Raw genomic sequence first — 19201 nt, 5'->3', positions numbered from 1 at the left:
AATAGTGACATTTTCCAAGCATCCTAAAATCGAAATGCCACTTTTTACTTCAATTTTGGAAGCGAGCTTTTCATTTAATAGAAGCATGTTTTTCTTTATTATTGGCAATAATTCAATACTAAGATTTTTGATTATTTTTTGATAAATAAAGGTATTGATTAGGGATTTCAACAGTTGATTAGCAAACCAACTTTTTCCTTTACTATCAATTTTATAAGTATCAATATAAATTTTTTGAGACCCAACATCCAGGTTTACAAATGTTAGAACTGAAATATCTAATTCTCGCTTATTGTAAAAAGTGGTTAGCGTTTCTAGTTTAACCATCAATTCTATATTATACTTTTCGATATCGGTTTGTTCAATATCAATGTCGAGGATCTTAAAGTAATTGACGGTTTTTCCATTAGAATTAGGTCTACTGATGGTTGTACCCACAAACTCTTTATTTAAGTAGTTTTTTAAGGCGGTAAAACTAATTTTAATCGGAATGGATAGCGATATATCGTGATTAGTTGATTCTTGTTGGTAATCCATATTTCGGAAATTTAGGATGAGACTCAATTTAAAGAACTAAAATTTTATAAATATCTTGAGTAGTGTATTAAAAAGCACGCTTCAATGTTGTAGATAGACATCTTCTAAACCTGAAGATTTCTAACCTTTAATAAATTAGTCTTTCTAACATTATTCTTCAAAGTTACCTAATATTCTACGGTCGGTGAAAATTATTAGATTGATAATGAAACAACTATTTAAGTTGATGGACCTTTTATTCTGTTTCCATTAATTACCTTACTGTCAACAGGAAGAAACTATAGGCTATAGGCAACCTCTCATATCTAATTTAAAAGCGATAACATACTTTTTATTTCACGGAATAAATTTAAATATAATCGCAAAATAAACCATTGACTTTCTTAAAATCAAGACTTTATTTCCTTAACTTTAGTACACAATCACAGAGATATTCCTATATGCCGCTACTTCCTAAAGGATGAAACAGTGGGTCTATTTTATAATCATATAAAATTTTTCACTTATGGCAAAATTCAATCTTCTATGCCTGCTGATTTTCTTTACTCTAACAATATCAGGACAAAATCGAGATAGTGGCATCCGTCAAAAAGAAATCGGTCCAAAAATTAAAGCTTATCTGGATAAAAATTATGGTCAAAATTTAAAGACCCGATTTTATGAGGAAAAGAACGGCGATTTGAAGACCATTGAAGCTGATTTTGAGTTCGAAAACCGAAAATATACCTTGAGTTTTTCAGATCAAGGGGATTTTTTAAAAGAAGAAGTTGACTTGAAATTCGATGGTTTACCGGACAGTGTTCAGGTAAATATCAATAACTATTTATCTGGCAAATATCCACGCTTTAAAATTGTTAATTCCCAAGAGGTCAATCCCAATACAGAAGGTAGCGTTTATAAAATTGAAGTTCGGCATTCGGGGGACTACTATGAAGTCTATTTTGATAGAAATGGAAATTTCACAAAGTATGACGAGTTAATATTTCAGCCCATCAATACTCAATTTTAACCGATGAAAAGGTTATTATTTATAGGGGCTCTTTTGCTCATGTCAAATCAGTTTCAAGCACAGAATCTCAGTTTTGAAGGTGTTTTTCCAGTCTGGAGTCAAACAGGAAGAATTAGTGATAAATTTAATTACAATTTCTTCATAGCGACAACCATTGAGCCCTTTTCCGTCAAAGAAGCCGGTGTTGAATATCCTGCAACAGACTTGAATTTGTACATTCAGCCAAGTGTTATTTATGTTTTGGATGCCAATTGGAACTTTGCGGCCAGTTATACCTATCAGAGGAATAATCCATTTAATCGTAACTTTTTTAACGAGCATCGACTTTGGCAACAAGTGGTATTGTCTCTTCCACTTGGCAAAGGCCGACTGACACAAAGGCTTAGGTTGGAGGAGCGATTTATAGAAAATAAAGCAACCAAAACCTATCCTTTTTCCACCAGGACAAGATATCAGCTCGGGTATAATATGCCTTTGCAAGGAAAGACATTAGATGAAAAGGAATTTTATTTAAATGCTTATAATGAGTTTTATTTTAATTTGACTGGCGCAAAACATACAACTTATAGCGATAATTGGACTTATTTGGGTGTTGGCTATAATATGGGTAAAATGGGAAAACTTGAATTGGGCTATCTGCTTCAAGTTTCGGTAAGAAATGACCAAAAAGATTTACGTTATTTTTATATTGCACAACTTATGTGGGTTACCAATTTTGAATTCTTCAAAAAATCGGCCGACTAAAGACTGGATTGAACTATTGTTAATTCCAAAGATTGGCTGATTTCTTAAATCTTCAGAATGCCAAGTTAAAAAACTTCCTCGTTATAATCAGGAGCTTTTGAAATTAGAAAATTACCAAAATTATATATTTGTCTTAGGGGATTAATTAATTCAAAAGTTACATTTTCAGCTTGAAACCAAGCTTTGCATCATTTTTTTAAAAAAATCATATCTTTTGACGGTCTTTAGACTGCACTGATTTCCAGTTTAAATAATGGGCTAGGGCCAGCATAATGCCGCCTATAACTGTATTGCTAATTTCCCATAACTCCGTTAAGTTAAGTCGGCCTAACGCAAAAAATAAAAATCCTAAAATAGCATATACTAAAGGCTTTGCTCTACGATGAACTTTTTTATAGCTAGGCCAAAGAGAAGTCACCAAAAACACAAAACCCAAACTTATAAACGACCATTCAATATAAGGGTTTCCGAAAAAATGCAAATTACTCAAGGATGAAAATGACAATATTAATGGTACTGCAGCACAATGTATGGCACAAATAAGTGAACTTGAAAGTGCTATGATATCTATAGTGTTGCTTTTAATTTTCATGTGTTTGTTATAATTTTACTAGTAATTTCACTCTTGTCGTGTTCCGAATTTCGTGAAACAGACATTCAAATGCAAGTAGGTCGCATTAGATTGTGTTGCAAACATAAGCCATATTTCGTATATTGCAACACAATCGCAATAATTTATTGCGAACTAATCGCATTAGGCAATGAAAAGAAGAAATACACCCACAAAAGAAGCCGTTTTAGATGTTTTAATTAAGGCAGGTAAAGGCATGAGCCAGGATGCGATTGAGGACCAAATCGATATTGATATCAATAGAGCCACCATCTACAGGGTCTTAAATCGTTTTTGTGACGATGGCATTTTGCATCGAGTTGTTGCTGAAGATGGCAAACAGTATTTTGCTTTATGGGAAAAACATGATGAGGCCGTCTTGTCAGAACAACACTTTCATTTTAAATGTGTTAAATGTGATACCATCGAATGCTTGCCAGTAGAAGTTAATTTTTCAATTCCTAAGGAATACCTTGTTGAAAATGTAAATTGTGTTTTAACCGGAACTTGTAAAGACTGTTAAACCCCATTGACAACCTGACCATCAGAAGCGCTTCAAAACATAAAATGGCCACCAAATAGAAATAGCTTATTTCAATTGGACCGCTATACTTACAAATACTTCTTGTAAAGATTATTCAGCACCCTTAAATCATAATCTGTTAGTGTTGAATCGACTTCCGTTTGAATAAAATGAAGTTTAAACGCTTTGATAGCCGCCGGCAAATCGCTGACATTATAACCAATAATCTTAAGAGCAACCCTTGGACTTACATCTAATAAGGGCGCTAATTCTGGGATTTCTGTTTTGGTAACCACACTAGAGTCGTTAATTGCTATGTTTATTTCCTGAGGAATTACGATGTCCAACAGCGTGTTGTCCTCTAAAAATGGAACATCGACCACAGGAATTTCGTCATACCATAATCCGTAGCCTTCCTTCGCTAATGCTTTCCAAGGAAAAGTCCTGTTGGGATCATTCTTTCTGGTAGGCGCAATATCTGAATGGCCTATAAAGTTGGCCGTCGGAATTTTATATTTCTCCTTGAGGTCTTTTAATAAATCCATTAAACTCTGGATCTGAAGTGGCGAAAATTCGTCAAAACCATTATTGTCCAGTTCTATGCCAATAGAGGAGGAGTTTAAATCGGTATTGGAGCCCCATTGGCTATTTCAGCCATGCCAAGCACGGTAGAGATCATTGAGCATATGGTATATTTCGCCATTCTTTCCAATAACATAATGCGCACTGACCTGAGTTCTTTCTAAAGTAAAGGTTTTAAGGGTTTGCCCCACCGAATCTTGCGCCGTATGGTGAATAACTACAATATTGGGTCTTCTCAAATTAAAATTAGTAGTGCCGACCCAGTTTTCAGCATAATTTAAAGTACTTGCCGTGCCTGGATGAGGAGGTGGGATATGTTTTAATTCTTTAGAAAGTACTTTGGTCTGTTTTTTATAAACTTTATTAGTGGGCGCATAGGGGTTACTCGCACATGACAAGATTAGGCAGGTTGCAGCAATTATGGTAATTAGTGTATGTATTTTTTTCATTGATGGGATATTTTAAAATTTAGCAAACAAAAATTAGTATCGCTTATAATTAGAGTTATGGAAAACGGCTAAACCAAATTTAAGCCAGCGTCCTTGTAATTTTTAAGCATAGGATCGTCAAGTTCATAATCGGTCACCACGGTGTCAATTTCATTAAAACTACAAACATCATAATTGAGGATGGAGTCCAGTTTATTAAAGGTTGCTAAATACACCACGCGTTCTGAGGCGTTGATCATCGCCTTTTTAATGAGTGAGACTTCGTAACCCTCGTCAGTGATGCCTTGTTTGATACTCAGCGCACTAACGCCTATAAAAGCAATATCGACCCTTAAATTTGATAAGTATTGAATCACATCAATGCCTGTGGTAACCATCGAGCTTCGGTGAATTTTGCCCCCAATAAATATGGTTTCAATTAAGGGATGCTCGGTTAACTGCATCGCAATTGGCAAACTGTAGGTGTATATGGTAGCTTTCAGCGTATTAGGCAATAATTTGGCAAGCATTAAATTGGTCGTTCCGCCACTCATGATGATGACCATGCCGTCTTCAATTAAGGTGATGGCTTTTAGGGCGATGCGCACTTTGTTCTCTCGATTGTAAATGACATCTTCATTATAGTGATAGAGTTTTTGGATGGTTGAAATGGCACCGCCATGGACTTTAGTCAATAAAGCCTGTTCATCCAATTCCTTTATATCTCTTCTTATGGTGTCTTCTGAAACCTTTAATTTTTCAGACAAAAAACTTGAACTGACTTTTCGGTTAATGCTTACTTCATCAACTATTTTTTTCTGACGCTCTTTTTTTTTCATATCAATTTTCTTTTCCCAATTAAGCCAATATCTTTATGCGAATGTTTTTTAAATATAAGCAAAACTTTGCGTGTTTTACTGCTCAATCCCGCACAATGAGCTAAAATATTATATATTTGACGATAACTGTTCGAAAATCGCGATAAATAATAATAATATTATGGATACTTCTAAAAGATTAATTTCACTGGACGTTTTAAGAGGCATGACCATTGCATTGATGATCCTTGTCAATACTCCAGGAAGTTGGAGTTTTATTTACCCACCATTGAAACATGCCGCTTGGCACGGCTGCACACCTACCGATTTAGTATTTCCCTTTTTTCTTTTTATAGTGGGCATGTCGGTTTATTTTTCGTTTAAAAAATACGGCACCAGCTTATCAAAAGTAGCCGCTTCCAAAATAATGAAGAGAACCCTCATCATATTTTTAATAGGCCTCTTACTGAATTTATATCCTTATTTTAATTTTGAAAAGGTCCGGATCATGGGGGTTTTACAGCGTATTGCTTTGGCTTACGGCGTTGGCGCCCTGCTTTGCCTAGCTTTAAAAAGACAAAAATTATTAATCATTCTGGCCGTTATTTTATTGGGCTATTGGGCGCTCTTGTATTTTGGAGCAGCCTCAGATCCCTATAGTTTGGAGGAGAACGTGGTCAGACGTTTTGATTTCTTCCTTCTGGGAGAGAACCATATTTACAAGGGATTTGGAATTCCCTTTGATCCAGAAGGCTTGCTGTCTTCTATTCCTGCCATTGGTACCGTGATTATTGGTTACCTTATTGGTCAGGTAATTGACATCGAGAAATCGATTGCCTTAAAAATGAAAAAGTTATTGATTTATGGGGTTGCCATGGTGGCATTGGGTGGTGTTTGGGCATTGGTATTTCCACTCAACAAACCTTTATGGACCAGTTCTTACGTTTTATATACTGCAGGATTGGGAACACTATTTTTAACGCTTTTAATTTTTATTATTGACTATAAAAAGTATAGCACTTGGTCAAAACCATTTGTTCATTTTGGCTCTAATCCGTTATTTATTTTTGTGTTTTCAGGACTCTATGCAAAGACCATCAGCTACCTGATCAAAATACCGGTCGAGGGAAGTTCGAGTCCGATTTCTTTTTATAATTACTTATTCACTAAAGTGTTTGCACCTACATTCGGTAACATGAATGGCTCTTTACTGTTTGCCATAAGTCATATTATTGTGTTTTGGTTCATATGCTATATCCTGTACAGAAAGAAAATCTTCATCAAAATATAGCTTCTTATACCTGTTTTTTAAGGTTAAACCCGCATTGTTCGAGTTAATTCCAACAAACGTGCAGCATTTCGCAAAATAAGTGCGTGTTTGTGTAATATTTTATTACTTTTATCCTCATTAACCAACGGAATTGGCGCCGGAAGTGAATTTCATAGGAGTGCATGTGTTTTAGATGTGTCCACCTTCAGCGTTTAATCCCATCCAAAAAACAAACTAACCCTTAAATCCGAAATTATGGATTTAAGAAAATATAACCAACAATACCCATGAGCGCAACCTTAATTCTAATCATCATAGCCCTATATTTTGGGGTTTTACTGCTGATTTCACACTTCGTTTCAAAAAACTCCAGTGACGAATCCTATTATACAGGAGATCGAAAATCACCTTGGCAAATTGTTGCTTTTGGGATGATAGGTGCCGTGCTTTCTGGGGTTACGTTCGTGTCCATCCCTGGAATGGTGGGGAATAACTATTTTTACTATTTACAGTTCGTTTTTGGCAACATCGTAGGCTATGTTTTTATCACCTATGTTTTGGTTCCAATTTATTACGATTTAAGACTCGTATCTATTTACACCTATTTAGAAACCCGATTTGGCATTAAAACTTACAAAACTGGTTCTCTGTTCTTTTTGATTTCACAATCCTTTGGAGCAGCGTTAAGATTGATGCTGGCCGCAAAAATTTTGCAGTATGCCGTTTTTGATGCGTTTCAAATTCCTTTTTTCGTAACGGTCATTCTTATGCTGGCGCTCATTTGGTTATACACCCATAAATCTGGGATAAAAACCATTGTGTGGACCGATACCTTACAGACCTTCTTTTTATTGTCGGCGGTATTAGTGACCATTTATGTGGTCAAGAATTCCTTGAATTTGACTTTTGCCGAAACGGTCAGCTCGGTTACCAGTCACGAGTATTTTAAAATCTTTGACTGGGATGTGCATTCGGGAAACAACTTCTTTAAGCAATTTATTTCAGGGATCTTAATTGCAGTGGCTATGGTTGGTCTCGATCAAAATATGATGCAAAAAACACTGACCTGCAAAAACAAGAAAGAAGCCCAAAAAAACATCCTTACGTTTAGCATATTTTTGGCGGTTGCCCAATTTTTGTTTTTAGGCTTAGGGGTCATGTTGTATATGTATGCTGAAAAATTTGGTGTCCAATTGGGTATGGAAAACGGGAAACTCATTAATACCGATAATTTGTTTCCTATGCTATCCTTAAACCATTTTGGGGTTATTGCCGGCGTCAGTTTTATCTTAGGAATCACGGCAGCTTCATTTTCGAGTGCAGATTCGGCGATAACAGCGCTAACAACCTCCTTTACCCATGATTTTTTAAACATCCAAAATAAGAGTTTAGAGAAAAGATTACAGTTAAAAAATCGCACCCTGTTTGGGTTTTCAGCATTCATTTTTATAATCATTATGCTGTTTTCACATAGTAAGGGCGATGTCATTTCAACCATATTCAAAGTGGCTGGATATACTTATGGACCCCTATTGGGATTGTATATTTTAGGTATTTTTACCAAAGTAAAAGTCTATGACAGCGCTGTTCCGTATATATGTGTGTTGATGCCGATAGTGACCTACTTTTTAAACTACTCTTTTATTGAATGGTTTGATTTTGACTTCGGCTTCATGAATATATTTGTCAATGCCTTGCTTACTGTCATATGTTTGTTGGTAGTAAGAAAGAGGAGTAAGGAAATCGTATAATTAAAGTAAAAGCATCTAAAACTAGATAACATATGTCGTATTATGGAAAATAAACTCACCACTGAACAAGCCTCAGCTTATAATGATTTAGAAAAAATGGACACGTTTGAGCTGCTCTCAAATATGAACAAAGAAGACAAAACAGTGCCCCTCATCCTTGAAGAAGCTATTCCATCGATTATGAAATTGGTAGATGCCATCTACGACAAAATGAAAGAGGGTGGACGGCTGTTTTATATCGGTGCTGGAACAAGTGGTCGTTTGGGGATTTTGGATGCCTCAGAATGTCCGCCAACCTATGGTGTCCCAGATACTTTGGTCATTGGTCTGATTGCAGGTGGCGATGTGGCCTTGAGGAAAGCTGTGGAAAATGCCGAGGACAACACGGAACTGGCTTGGAAAGACTTACAGAAATACCATATTAATAAAAATGATGTCCTTATCGGGATCGCTGCTTCGGGCACTACGCCCTATGTTATTGGCGGCGTGAAGGAAGCCCGGAAACTTGGGATTATTACCGGCTGTATTACCTGTAATAAAAATTCGCCATTAGCCTTGGAAGTGGATTATCCTGTGGAATTAGTCGTAGGACCAGAGTTTGTTACCGGAAGCACCCGCATGAAAGCGGGCACCGCACAAAAACTTGCCTTAAATATGATTTCCACCACCGTCATGATCAAATTGGGAAGGGTAAGAGGTAATAAAATGGTGGACATGCAACTTTCCAATAAAAAGCTCGTTACGAGAGCAGTTCAAATGATCATGAACGAACTCAATGTGGAGGAAGAATTGGCCGAAAAGTTATTATCTGAACACAAAAGCATCCGAAAGGCTATTGATTCCTATAATTCAAAGCAATAAGGTAGAAGTAAAGAATTAAGACCGCTTCGCTTATAGAATCAAGAACAAAGACTTAGATCGTTATTCTCTGAAAGTGAGCGAGCTAAAAGTTGAATAAGAAAAAAACAGACGTTCAAAAGAATAGTTTTAAGAATACAAAAAAATGAAGAAAATTATTACTCAGAAGGCCACCATAGCTTATCAAAACGACGTACTATAAAATTAAATCCATGTTAATTGGATTACAATAAATTTAAATTAATAATGAAAAACATTTTTATTACCGCCATTATTGCCAGTCTTATATTGGCCTCTTGCGCTAAAATCCCCACCAAACATTCTGACACTATCGACCCACAAACCAAATGGGCGGATAGCATCTATAATAACATGACACTCGAGGAAAAAGTTGGCCAATTATTTATGGTTGCTACCTATTCCAACCGAAACAGTGCACATACCGATTCCATTCAAAAGCTTATCACTGATAACCATATTGGAGGCCTAATATTTTTTCAAGGTGGACCCGTGCGCCAAGCAAACCTGACCAATCATTACCAATCCATTTCAAAAGTTCCTTTATTTATTGGGATTGATGGCGAATGGGGTCTAAGCATGCGTTTGGACAGCACCTCCAGATATCCTTATAATATGACGCTTGGTGCGATTAAGGACAATGCTATCGTTCAGCAAATCGGAAGGCAGATCGGGAAAGATTGCAATCGCATGGGAATTCATATCAATTTTGCGCCTGTAGTCGATATCAACACCAACTCCATAAATCCTGTGATTGGCGTCCGCTCTTTTGGCGAAGATAAATTCAACGTCACTGAAAAAGCAATAGCATTTACAGAAGGCATGCAGAGCACGGGAGTGTTGGCCTGTGCCAAGCATTTTCCAGGACATGGCGATACGAGTACAGATTCGCACAAAACACTGCCAACGGTTTCTTTTTCGGAATCGCGTATTGATTCCGTTGAACTTTATCCTTATAAAAAACTTTTTCGAAAGGGGATTGCCGGCGTCATGGTTGCCCATTTAAACGTGCCTAGTTTGGAAAGCCAGGAAGGTTTACCATCTTCATTATCCTATCCTATAGTTACAGAATTGCTAAAAGAAAAGTTAGGCTTTAGAGGCTTGATTTTTACAGATGCCTTAAATATGAAAGGTGTCGCAGATTATGGTCAACCTGGCGATATCGATTTGGCCGCTTTTATGGCGGGGAATGACGTCCTTCTTTTTACAGAAGACGCACCCAAGGCCATTTCAAAAATCATGGAAGCTTACCAACAAAACGAGATTACAGAAGCGCGTTTAGCGCATTCCGTAAAGAAAATCCTTGCAGCCAAGTTTGATGCTGGTTTGAATGCTTTTAAGCCTATTGAAACAAAGGGTCTTTTCGAGGATTTGAATGAACCTATCAATGCTAAATTATACAATGAGGCGATTGCAAGTGCTGTGACCGTTATTCAGAATTTGGACGATCAATTGCCGTTAGATAAAAATGTAAAGGAAAATATCGCGTTTATCAAACTAGGCAATGGTTCAGCAGATGCTTTTGTAAAAGCATTAAAGTCGAGAGTTAGGATTTCTGACATCTCTAATCTTTCAAATGAAAAGCTGCTAGAAGAAATTAAAAAATACGACCGCATTATTATCGGATACCACCGCCAAAATAGTCGATTAACGAATGCTATTTCAGAAGCCGATAAAAAGCTGATTGAAACCATTTCAAAAAATAATAAAACCATTCTTACCGTATTTGCAAGTCAGTATAGTTTGAAGGAAACGAATTTGGAAGCGGTGAAAAGTATCGTTGTTGCTTATGAAAATTCGGAAGTTGCCAATGATATTTCGGCTAAAATAATATTTGGTGAAGTTGGAGCAGATGGTACTTTGCCAGCCTCAATATCCCAAGCTTATCCAGTGCATACGGGAATCAATATCCAGGAATAATTCATTATAAATAGAAGGTTAATATAAAACGCCTTGCTATAAATGTTTTGGCCACTAATTCGTGAATTAGTGGCCTTTTGCATTCTCAGGGGGTACTGGTCATTTCACGAAGCAGACTATAGGTCCTGATATAGGCTAGCTTCTTTAAAGAAAATATAACTGATGAAGTCCATCGATAATATCCACCAACGTTATCGGTGTTGTTTAAACTCATCAAGAATTTGCGAAGATCTGCGCTAACTGCGGGAAACTTTTTTAATGGATTTTAAAATGCTAAAAACTCTTACGCAAAGTTGCCCTAAGTAGGCACAAAGTTCCACAAAAGCAGACCTTACTGAGGGAAGTGCATTTTGGGCACGATCGGGACACTCTTATTGGACACGAACTCGACACGGACTAGACACGGGGGAGAGGCGCGTAAAAATTCTAGGTGTTTTGCGTATCCACAGCAATGGGGTGACTGCTTTTTAATAGCCGTAGCATGTTTTTTTTCTAAATTATTTAAAAAACAAGACTATCATCGATATGCATCGCATACTAATTCCATTTTTTTTTTTATTTAACCTTCTGCGGATTTGTTAAATTAGCTGTTCAATTTATGAACTAAAAGATCTATCTCATGCAAAAGTTAAAATTCCTTTCGTTGCTACTTCTCGTTTTTCTATGGAGTAGTTGTCAGACAGAACCCAAAAAGAAAAACAATTCGGATGAATTTGGAGCAAAAGAAGAAGCAACCTATAGAAAAGCGCTAAGCACGTTGGCTTCGGATGAATTAATGGGACGAAAACCATTTACAGAAGGAGAAGATAGGACTTTGAATTATTTGAAAGGAGCTTTTGAATCTCTAGGATTGGAGCCTGGAAACGGCAATAGTTTTTTTCAGGACGTTCCCATGGTAGAAATAAAAAACAGTTTTAAGGACGATAAGGTAATTATTACGAAAGGTAAGGCTAAAATTGAACTGGATTATTTAACAGATATCGTCGGGGGAACACGCCGAGTGGTTGAAGACCAAAAAATAGAGGGTGTCGAAATGGTATTTGTAGGTTTTGGAATTGATGCTCCCGAATACCATTGGAATGATTATGAAGGCATCGATGTCAAGGGTAAAATAGTGGTGGTCATGATTAACGACCCTGGATTTTATAATTCCGATTTGTTTAGAGGAAAGGATGTTACCTATTATGGCCGATGGACTTATAAATTTGAGGAAGCAGCCCGAAAAGGAGCAGAAGGCGTGTTGATCATTCACGATACTAAACCTGCGGCCTACGACTGGAGCGTCGTGCGGTCGAGTTGGTCTAAATCTAAACTCTTTTTGCAAACCGAAAATGACAACATGAATTTTTGTGCTTTAGAAGGTTGGGTCTCAGGGCCAGCCGCTGATAAACTCTTTAATTTGGCAGGAATAAAGGATTCTAAAGAATTATTCGAAAAAGCGAAACAACCTGGTTTTAAACCAGTTTCTCTTGGAGCCACACTTAATCTGACCTTAAAAAATGAAATTAAAAAATCAGTATCCCGAAATGTATTGGCAAAAATAACCGGAAACGAACGTGCCGATGAATTCCTCATTTTTTCAGCACATTGGGATCATTTTGGAGTCGGGGAAAAAATAGATGGCGACAGCATTTACAATGGCGCTGCCGATAATGCAACCGGAGTGGCTGCGCTGCTGGCCTTGGCAGAAAAGTTTAAGGAAAGCCCTAAGCTTGAGCGATCGTTATTGTTTTTTTCGCCTACAGGTGAAGAAGCCGGTTTATTGGGCTCTGAATACTATGCCACACATCCGATTTATCCCTTAAATAAAACAGTGGTCGATATCAATTTTGATGTATTACAACCCTTTGGATTGATGAAGGATATTTTCATCATTGGAAAAGGCCAATCTGAAGTGGATGCTTATCTCGAAAAGGAAGCTGAAAAAGAAGGGCGTATTGTTAGGGCAGTGGATGATCCTAGTGATGGGTGGTATTATCGATCAGATCACTTTAATTTTGCAAAAGTTGGAGTTCCCACACTTTACGTGGCTAATGGTATGAATTCCTTTGAACACGGTGAAGAATGGGGCATTCGGCAAAAGGAAGAATATACCCGTTTACGTTACCACAAACCGCAGGATAACTATGATGCTTCTTGGGATGTATCGGGAACTATGGCGGATCTTAAATTGATATATCGCGTGGGTCAAAATCTTGGCAATTCGTCCGATTTCCCAAAATGGAATGATGGTGTGATGTATAAAAGAATCCGTGAAAAACAGTAATGATCAGAAGATTCTGCTAAAGGTTTTTTGAATACTTTGTCAATAAAACTATGGCTTTAAAATGACTAGCTCCGGGTTTTTGGCCCAGAGCTAGCTTACTAAAAAATATAAAAAGGGGAATTGAAATTAATATCGGATTACCAACCTGGATTCTGTTTTAATACCACGCCTTCAGCTTCGTATAAGCTGATGTCGTTAGTAGGGATAGCAGTTAGGTAATTTTTTGGCGAAACAAATTGTCTTACCACGCCAGAAGCATAAGGAATAACGTAGCCGTCAGCAGTTACTTTTGTTTTAGAGGCTGTTCCTATCAATTCAGGAATTCTGGCACCTAATACAACATCTGGATTACTAGTGGTATCTAAATAATCACCTTTTTTCCAACGTAAGATATCTGCTTTACGCATAGACGTCCAGCTCATGAACTCGATTCTGCGCTCACGACGGATTTCCCAAATGATAGGACTTACAATGCCAGTTATTTGCTCTAAAGCAGAAACTCTTTGTGGGTCTTCAATTTGTACACCATTAGCCAATACATTGGTTCCATCGGTTGTTAAGGTTGCAATGCCAGCACGTGCGCGAACTTTGTTGAGTGACGCATCTAAATCGGCATTAGAAATTGATCCTAATTCAGCCGCCGCTTCAGCATAGTTCAAATATACTTCACTCAAGGTGAAAATAGGCGCATCAATATGATTCTGTCCAATAGTGGTCACTTCAGGTCCAGACAATGCCGGGTTATTATACAATTTAAAAACATAGCCTGTGATGGATGTCAATCCATTCCAAGGTTTGTCAGAATAAGCATAATCCTGGGTACCGAATGCCTTTCCAAAACGAGGGTCTCTGTTGGCAAAGGTATTGGCGATATTGTCATCTCCTAAATATTCGGCGTTTCCACCTACTTGTTTAATTGGTAAGCCATTTTTAGTCACATAACTTTCTGCAGCAAATTTTGTCAATCCGCTTTGAATGGTTGATGTATTGGTGTAGGCTTGGATGGAGTTTGCTAAAGTACCTTGGATGTATCTTTTCGCTAAAATCACTTCAGGATTGTCCAACAATTCTACAGAGTTATAAAGCGATTGCCAATCGGGCTTTAAAGAATAAGCTGAATTATCCATCACTGCCAAAGCTGCTGCTTTTGCTTTTTGAAGATATTCATTCCCATTTTGACCCGTGTTATATTTACGGTTAGTACCTTCATATAGGCACACTCTACTTAATAAAGCGTACGCTGTGTATTTATTTACAGTAGTATTCTTGTCGTCAATATTTAAAAGTAAGGTTGTGGCTTCTTCTAAATCCTTAATCACATTATCAATGACTTCAGCTCTGCTCAAAGCAGGTTTGTAAACATTTGGATCGCCTTGGGTTAAATACATATCGGTATAAGGAACATCTCCAAACTCTTGTGCCAAACGGAAGTAGGTGAAGGCTCTAAAGAATTTTGCAACACCCAAGTAGTGTTTTTTCTTGGCATCATCCATTGGAACCGTTGGAACGCGCTCTAACATTAGGTTACTACGACGGATCAAGGTGTAATAGCTGTTCCAATTGGCATTGGTTGCGTTGGCCGTGGTCGCAAAGTTAGTGAAGACGTTCATCGCTAAGTTATCATCTAAATTAGATGAATTATGAAAATAGAAATCGGCTGTTGTGCCTGCATTATTTCCATAACCTAAAAACGTATCATAGTTTAACCAAGAGAATGTTCTGACGTTATTTTCAGAAGTCCAAAAGTTATCATCCGTGAAGATATCTTGAGGAGGCGTATCTAAATAATCCGAGCAGTTAAAAGTTAGCGTTGCCATTGAGAGCGCAAGTACAGCTAACTTTAACTTAGATTTTATTATTAATTTTCTCATTTTTTTAAATTTTTAAATTAGTTTTTAAAATGCAATTTGAACCCCAAGAGACCATGTTTTCGCATAAGGGAAGGTTCTACCCCAAGCGGATTCAGCTTCGTTAATTTCAGGATCTACCGGTAATTTACTGCTTTTAAAAGTCACTAAATTCAAACCAGAGATATAAGGTCTAATTTTATCGATACCCATTTTTTGAGTAATGGTTTGTGGAATTGTATAGCCCACAGTTAAGCTTTTTAATCTCAGGTAAGACATATTCAGTAAATATCTCGATTGCGCCACGAAGTTATTCGATCCTGGTGCATAGGCGCCAAAAGCGTTACCCGCATGATTAGGATATGGATTAGGATAATACGCATCGGTATTATCTGGTGTCCAGTAATCATTCATGTGTTCGTACATAGCATCTGTTCTGTTGTAAAATGGCAATACCAAGTCGGAAGTAGCCCAGTATTGACGCTCTCCAACACCTTGGAAGAACGCATCCACATCAAATCCATAAAAAGTACCTCCAAAACGCATCCCGTATTGGTATCTTGGTGTTGTATTACCAATAACGCTCAAGTCACCTGAATCGTCTGCGGTTCCTTTTCCTCTTGAGATGATGCCGTCGCCATCTAAATCTTTGTACATCACATCTCCCGCACCATATTTAAAAGCTCCTGTACGTATATTCTTATAATCTACGCCATTGACAACTAATCCAGAGGCATCCACAACATCAGAAGCTTGTATCAATCTGTCTGAAGTTAATCCCCAAATTTCGCCAATTTTTTGGCCAGTATAATATGAGCCTAATAATTTTGACGAGTTATTCCATTCGGTAACTTCCGTGGTATAATCAGAAAGGGTAAGATCAGCATATACACTCACATCATTAGTGATGTTTTTGTTGAAATTAATACCTAGTTCCCAACCTCTGGTTCTTAAATTTCCTGAGTTTGTGTTGGCCGCTGTCTGTCCAAAAGAACCTGGAAGGGTTTTTCCTGGAGACAACATGCCTTCGGTATCACGCTGATAGTAGTCAAAGGTCATTCCTAACATATTGAAAACTCTAAGATCGACACCAATATCTTTGGTGGTTACTTTTTCCCAAGTCAAATATGGATCCACGTTGTTTGGTAAACCTACAGAAGGAGGAATGGTCATACCGCTACCCAACCACCATGGATTAGAGCGTGACATGATCGGTAAAAAGGCATTGTTGGCAATGTTTTGATTCCCGATGGAACCAATGGAAGCGCGCACTTTTAAATCATTTAACCACTCGCGAGTGCTTTCCATGAATTTTTCATTTGAAATTCTATATCCCGCAGAAGCTGAAGGGAAGAATCCCCATTGCTCATTGGTTGGAAATTTTGAAGACCCGTCATAACGTGCATTTAACTCCAATAAATAGATCCCGTTGTAATCATAATTCACACGCGCAAAAACCCCAGCGATCGCATATTGAGATAAACCTGGATTAAGCGTTTCATTGGAGACTAATGGGGATGTAAACTGATCACCAATCGCTAAGTTGAATTCTGGTTTGTTTTTATCTAAAAGTGTATTTCTACGGGCATAGGTTCTTTCAAAGGATTGCCATTCGGTATTTAAACCTCCTAAAACCTGAAAGTTGTGGATATCATTAAGTGTTTTAGAATAATTACCGTAAATGTTAGCAACGTTTCTTACATACGAAGATTTAGCCTGGGCTACAAAATCATTGCCCGTTTCCATCATGGTTGGTTTTCCAGAAACTAAATCTCCAGCACCTGTCCACCAATCCCATAATGGCACTTTGCCGCCATTTTGCTTGTCGCTCATGAAATTGTTATTGACACTATATTCACCAATGATGTTAAAATCGCTGGTTACCTGCGCCGTTAATTTTGCACTTAAGCGATTGTTGTTTTCAATTCTTTTATTCATGGAGGCATTATGCATATAGCCCGGTGCATGGCGGAACTCAACGCCATTATAGGTACCGTAAGGGAAATAAGAACCCCAACGCATGTAGTATCCAAAATAACCATTTCCAGCAGTATCTAATCCGCTGTTATAGTAGTTAAAAGGCGCTTGGTATTCTTGGAAAGAAGATAAAACCTTGAAGTCTGCTGAAAGCCAATCGGTCAATTGGGTACTCATCCCCATGTTCAGGTTGATTCTTTCATTCTTTTCAGTATTAATTTTCATAACACCGTCTTGGTTAGAAATGCCTAGTGAAACGATGAACGAGCTTTTTTCTCCCAAAGAGCCTTGTGCCGCTAAATTATGAAAGGTTTGTGCAGCATTCTTCTTTAGCATCTCTGCGTGCGGATCCCAAATTCTATAAAAATATTGTTTCCCTCCAATAACCTCGAAATCTTCTCCTAAGATCATATTGCGATCATTGCTGTTTCTTGAGGATGCATATTGTTGTTTCCAATTGATGATTCCTGGAAGCAAGGTCTTGTAGTTCATTCCAAAAGATTCTGGATTGGCGTTTCCTGCACGCGCCTGTGCCTCAATCATGGCTGGAAGTTCAACAGTAGGGTCATTAAACTCCACTAATGAAATAGGATTGCTCCAGCCATAACTGGTGCTATAGGTGAATTTGACTTTTCCTTTGCCGCCTTTACCATCTTTAGTGGTTATTAAGATGACACCAAAAGCAGCTCGCGCTCCATAGATGGATGCTGATGCCGCATCTTTAAGAACGGAAATGGAAGCCACATCTTCAGGATTAATCATTGACATGTCTGATGGCATACCGTCCACCAATACTAATGGAGAGCCCGAAACGGTACCATTGATGATAGTTCCTGCACCTCGAATATTAATATTTGACGTTTTACCAATGTTTCCAGAATTAAATGAAACGTTTAAACCTGGTGTGGTGCCTTGCAATCCTTTGCTGATATCGGTAATCGGTTTGCTTCCAAGAGCGCGATCCACATCAACTTTAGCTACCGCACCTGTAAGATTGATCTTCTTTTGCGAAGAAAACCCTACAATAACGACCTCATCCAATAGGGAAGAGCTCTCAGCAAGAGCGATGTCGAGATTTTGTTGGCCTTCATATTTTAAGTCTTGAGTCTCAAACCCAATATAACTGAAACTCAAAGTTTCGCCCGAGCTTACAGCAATGCTATAATTACCGTCAAAATCGGTCGTACTACCTTTAGTAGTACCTTTAATCAGTACGTTGACTCCAGGGATGGGAGCGCCGTCTGCTTTATTTTTTACGCTTCCGGTCAAGATTTTGGACTGCCCAAAAGTTGCCTGAATCATAAAAAACAATAATGGAATAAGGAGAAATTTCTTCATACTTCTTTAGTCTTTATTTGGTTAATTAACATGTATTAACCAAATATATTTAAATATTGCGTATAAATGCGTTTTTAGACTTTTTATTTAAAATAACAATACGAATAACGCAAACTCTTGCATTATTTCTCAGGATTTGGTTTTTGGATTCAATATTTCGATATATTTGTAGCTTATCTTAAATTATCAGACCATGCTTAAAGCCGAAAGACAAAATTATATCATGGACAAGCTTCTTCAAGAGCAAAAAGTAGTCACTACTACTTTGGCCTTAGATCTTGATTTATCGGAAGATACCGTACGAAGGGATTTAAATGAGCTCGACCGTAAAAAGTTGCTCAAGAAGGTTTATGGAGGCGCCATATTAATTCCGGAGAAATCGGCTGATATTTTTAATATTCATATCAATGCCGAGGAGCAAAAGAAAATAATTGCGACCAAGGCGTTGTCATTGTTGCATGATGGTCAGGTTATTATCATGAGCGGCGGAACGACCAATCTGGTTTTTGCAAAATTAATTCCTGAAAGTCTAAAGGCCACCATATATACCTACAGCTTAACCATAGCCATGCAATTATCGCAACACCCCAATATCGATTTAATATTGATTGGGGGACGCATGCAAAAAAACGCCATGGTAACGACCGGTATTGATGTCATTCAGGTATTGTCCAAGGTTAAAGCCGATATCTGTTTTATCGGTGC

General features: G+C 37.7%; 14 protein-coding genes and 1 pseudogene. 9 read left to right on the top strand and 6 right to left on the bottom strand.

The annotated features are described in order from the left end of the window. The coding region (locus tag ABIQ28_RS01375; protein ID WP_348034956.1) for a hypothetical protein at positions 1-537 on the bottom strand (537 nt) is incomplete at its 3' end. A 505-nt stretch (positions 538-1042) separates the two neighbouring features. Between ABIQ28_RS01375 and ABIQ28_RS01370 the strand changes: the two genes are divergently transcribed. Both ABIQ28_RS01370 and ABIQ28_RS01365 read left to right on the top strand, forming a co-directional pair. Further along, on the top strand, positions 1043-1546 hold the full coding sequence (locus ABIQ28_RS01370) for a hypothetical protein (protein ID WP_348034955.1): 504 nt from the start codon (positions 1043-1045) through the stop codon (positions 1544-1546). 3 nt (positions 1547-1549) lie between these two features. After that, on the top strand, positions 1550-2290 hold the full coding sequence (locus tag ABIQ28_RS01365; RefSeq protein WP_348034954.1) for a DUF2490 domain-containing protein: 741 nt from the start codon (positions 1550-1552) through the stop codon (positions 2288-2290). 205 nt (positions 2291-2495) lie between these two features. Here the strand turns inward: ABIQ28_RS01365 and ABIQ28_RS01360 are convergent, their stop codons facing one another. Then, on the bottom strand, positions 2496-2882 hold the full coding sequence (locus ABIQ28_RS01360; RefSeq protein WP_348034953.1) for a MerC domain-containing protein: 387 nt from the start codon (positions 2880-2882) through the stop codon (positions 2496-2498). Between the two features lie 169 nt (positions 2883-3051). Here ABIQ28_RS01360 and ABIQ28_RS01355 point away from each other — a divergent pair, with 169 nt between their 5' ends. After that, positions 3052-3423 carry a transcriptional repressor gene (locus ABIQ28_RS01355; RefSeq protein ID WP_348034952.1) on the top strand — a complete coding sequence of 124 codons (372 nt, stop codon included), beginning with the start codon at positions 3052-3054 and terminating at the stop codon, positions 3421-3423. A gap of 89 nt (positions 3424-3512) precedes the next feature. On the opposite strand, the pseudogene ABIQ28_RS01350 reads toward ABIQ28_RS01355, so the two are convergent. Both ABIQ28_RS01350 and ABIQ28_RS01345 read right to left on the bottom strand, forming a co-directional pair. After that, a pseudogene (locus tag ABIQ28_RS01350) lies at positions 3513-4454 on the bottom strand (N-acetylmuramoyl-L-alanine amidase). Positions 4455-4522: 68 nt separating this feature from the next. Continuing rightward, a complete protein-coding gene (locus tag ABIQ28_RS01345; RefSeq protein ID WP_348034951.1) occupies positions 4523-5272 on the bottom strand; it encodes a DeoR/GlpR family DNA-binding transcription regulator in 750 nt (249 codons plus the stop codon). A 160-nt stretch (positions 5273-5432) separates the two neighbouring features. On the opposite strand from ABIQ28_RS01345, the gene ABIQ28_RS01340 reads away from it, so the two are divergent. From ABIQ28_RS01340 to ABIQ28_RS01320, 5 genes are all read left to right on the top strand, one after another. Continuing rightward, positions 5433-6542, top strand: coding sequence for a heparan-alpha-glucosaminide N-acetyltransferase domain-containing protein (locus tag ABIQ28_RS01340; RefSeq protein WP_348034950.1), 1110 nt, complete (start codon positions 5433-5435; stop codon positions 6540-6542). Between the two features lie 266 nt (positions 6543-6808). Next, positions 6809-8272, top strand: a complete 1464-nt coding sequence (locus tag ABIQ28_RS01335; RefSeq protein WP_348034949.1) for a sodium:solute symporter — start codon at positions 6809-6811, stop codon at positions 8270-8272. Between the two features lie 42 nt (positions 8273-8314). After that, positions 8315-9133 carry an N-acetylmuramic acid 6-phosphate etherase gene (gene murQ / locus ABIQ28_RS01330; RefSeq protein ID WP_348034948.1) on the top strand — a complete coding sequence of 273 codons (819 nt, stop codon included), beginning with the start codon at positions 8315-8317 and terminating at the stop codon, positions 9131-9133. A 243-nt stretch (positions 9134-9376) separates the two neighbouring features. Next, positions 9377-11068: a glycoside hydrolase family 3 N-terminal domain-containing protein gene (locus ABIQ28_RS01325; protein WP_348034947.1), complete on the top strand. Its 1692-nt coding sequence runs from the start codon at positions 9377-9379 to the stop codon at positions 11066-11068. 619 nt (positions 11069-11687) lie between these two features. Beyond that, positions 11688-13334, top strand: coding sequence for a M28 family peptidase (locus ABIQ28_RS01320; RefSeq protein WP_348034946.1), 1647 nt, complete (start codon positions 11688-11690; stop codon positions 13332-13334). Positions 13335-13471: 137 nt separating this feature from the next. On the opposite strand, the gene ABIQ28_RS01315 is transcribed toward ABIQ28_RS01320, so the two are convergent. Further along, complete coding sequence (locus ABIQ28_RS01315) at positions 13472-15205, bottom strand: RagB/SusD family nutrient uptake outer membrane protein (protein WP_348034945.1); 1734 nt, start codon at positions 15203-15205, stop codon at positions 13472-13474. Positions 15206-15229: 24 nt separating this feature from the next. After that, positions 15230-18496 carry a TonB-dependent receptor gene (locus ABIQ28_RS01310; RefSeq protein WP_348034944.1) on the bottom strand — a complete coding sequence of 1089 codons (3267 nt, stop codon included), beginning with the start codon at positions 18494-18496 and terminating at the stop codon, positions 15230-15232. Between the two features lie 193 nt (positions 18497-18689). On the opposite strand from ABIQ28_RS01310, the gene ABIQ28_RS01305 reads away from it, so the two are divergent. Then, positions 18690-19201, top strand: a 512-nt coding sequence (locus ABIQ28_RS01305; RefSeq protein WP_348034943.1) for a DeoR/GlpR family DNA-binding transcription regulator, incomplete at its 3' end; no start/stop codon positions are given.

This window comes from Gelidibacter sp., from assembly GCF_039916245.1.
Classification (GTDB): Bacteria; Bacteroidota; Bacteroidia; order Flavobacteriales; family Flavobacteriaceae; genus Gelidibacter.
Note: the sequence above shows the minus strand (reverse complement) of the source record. Positions and strands in the feature narration are given on the sequence as shown.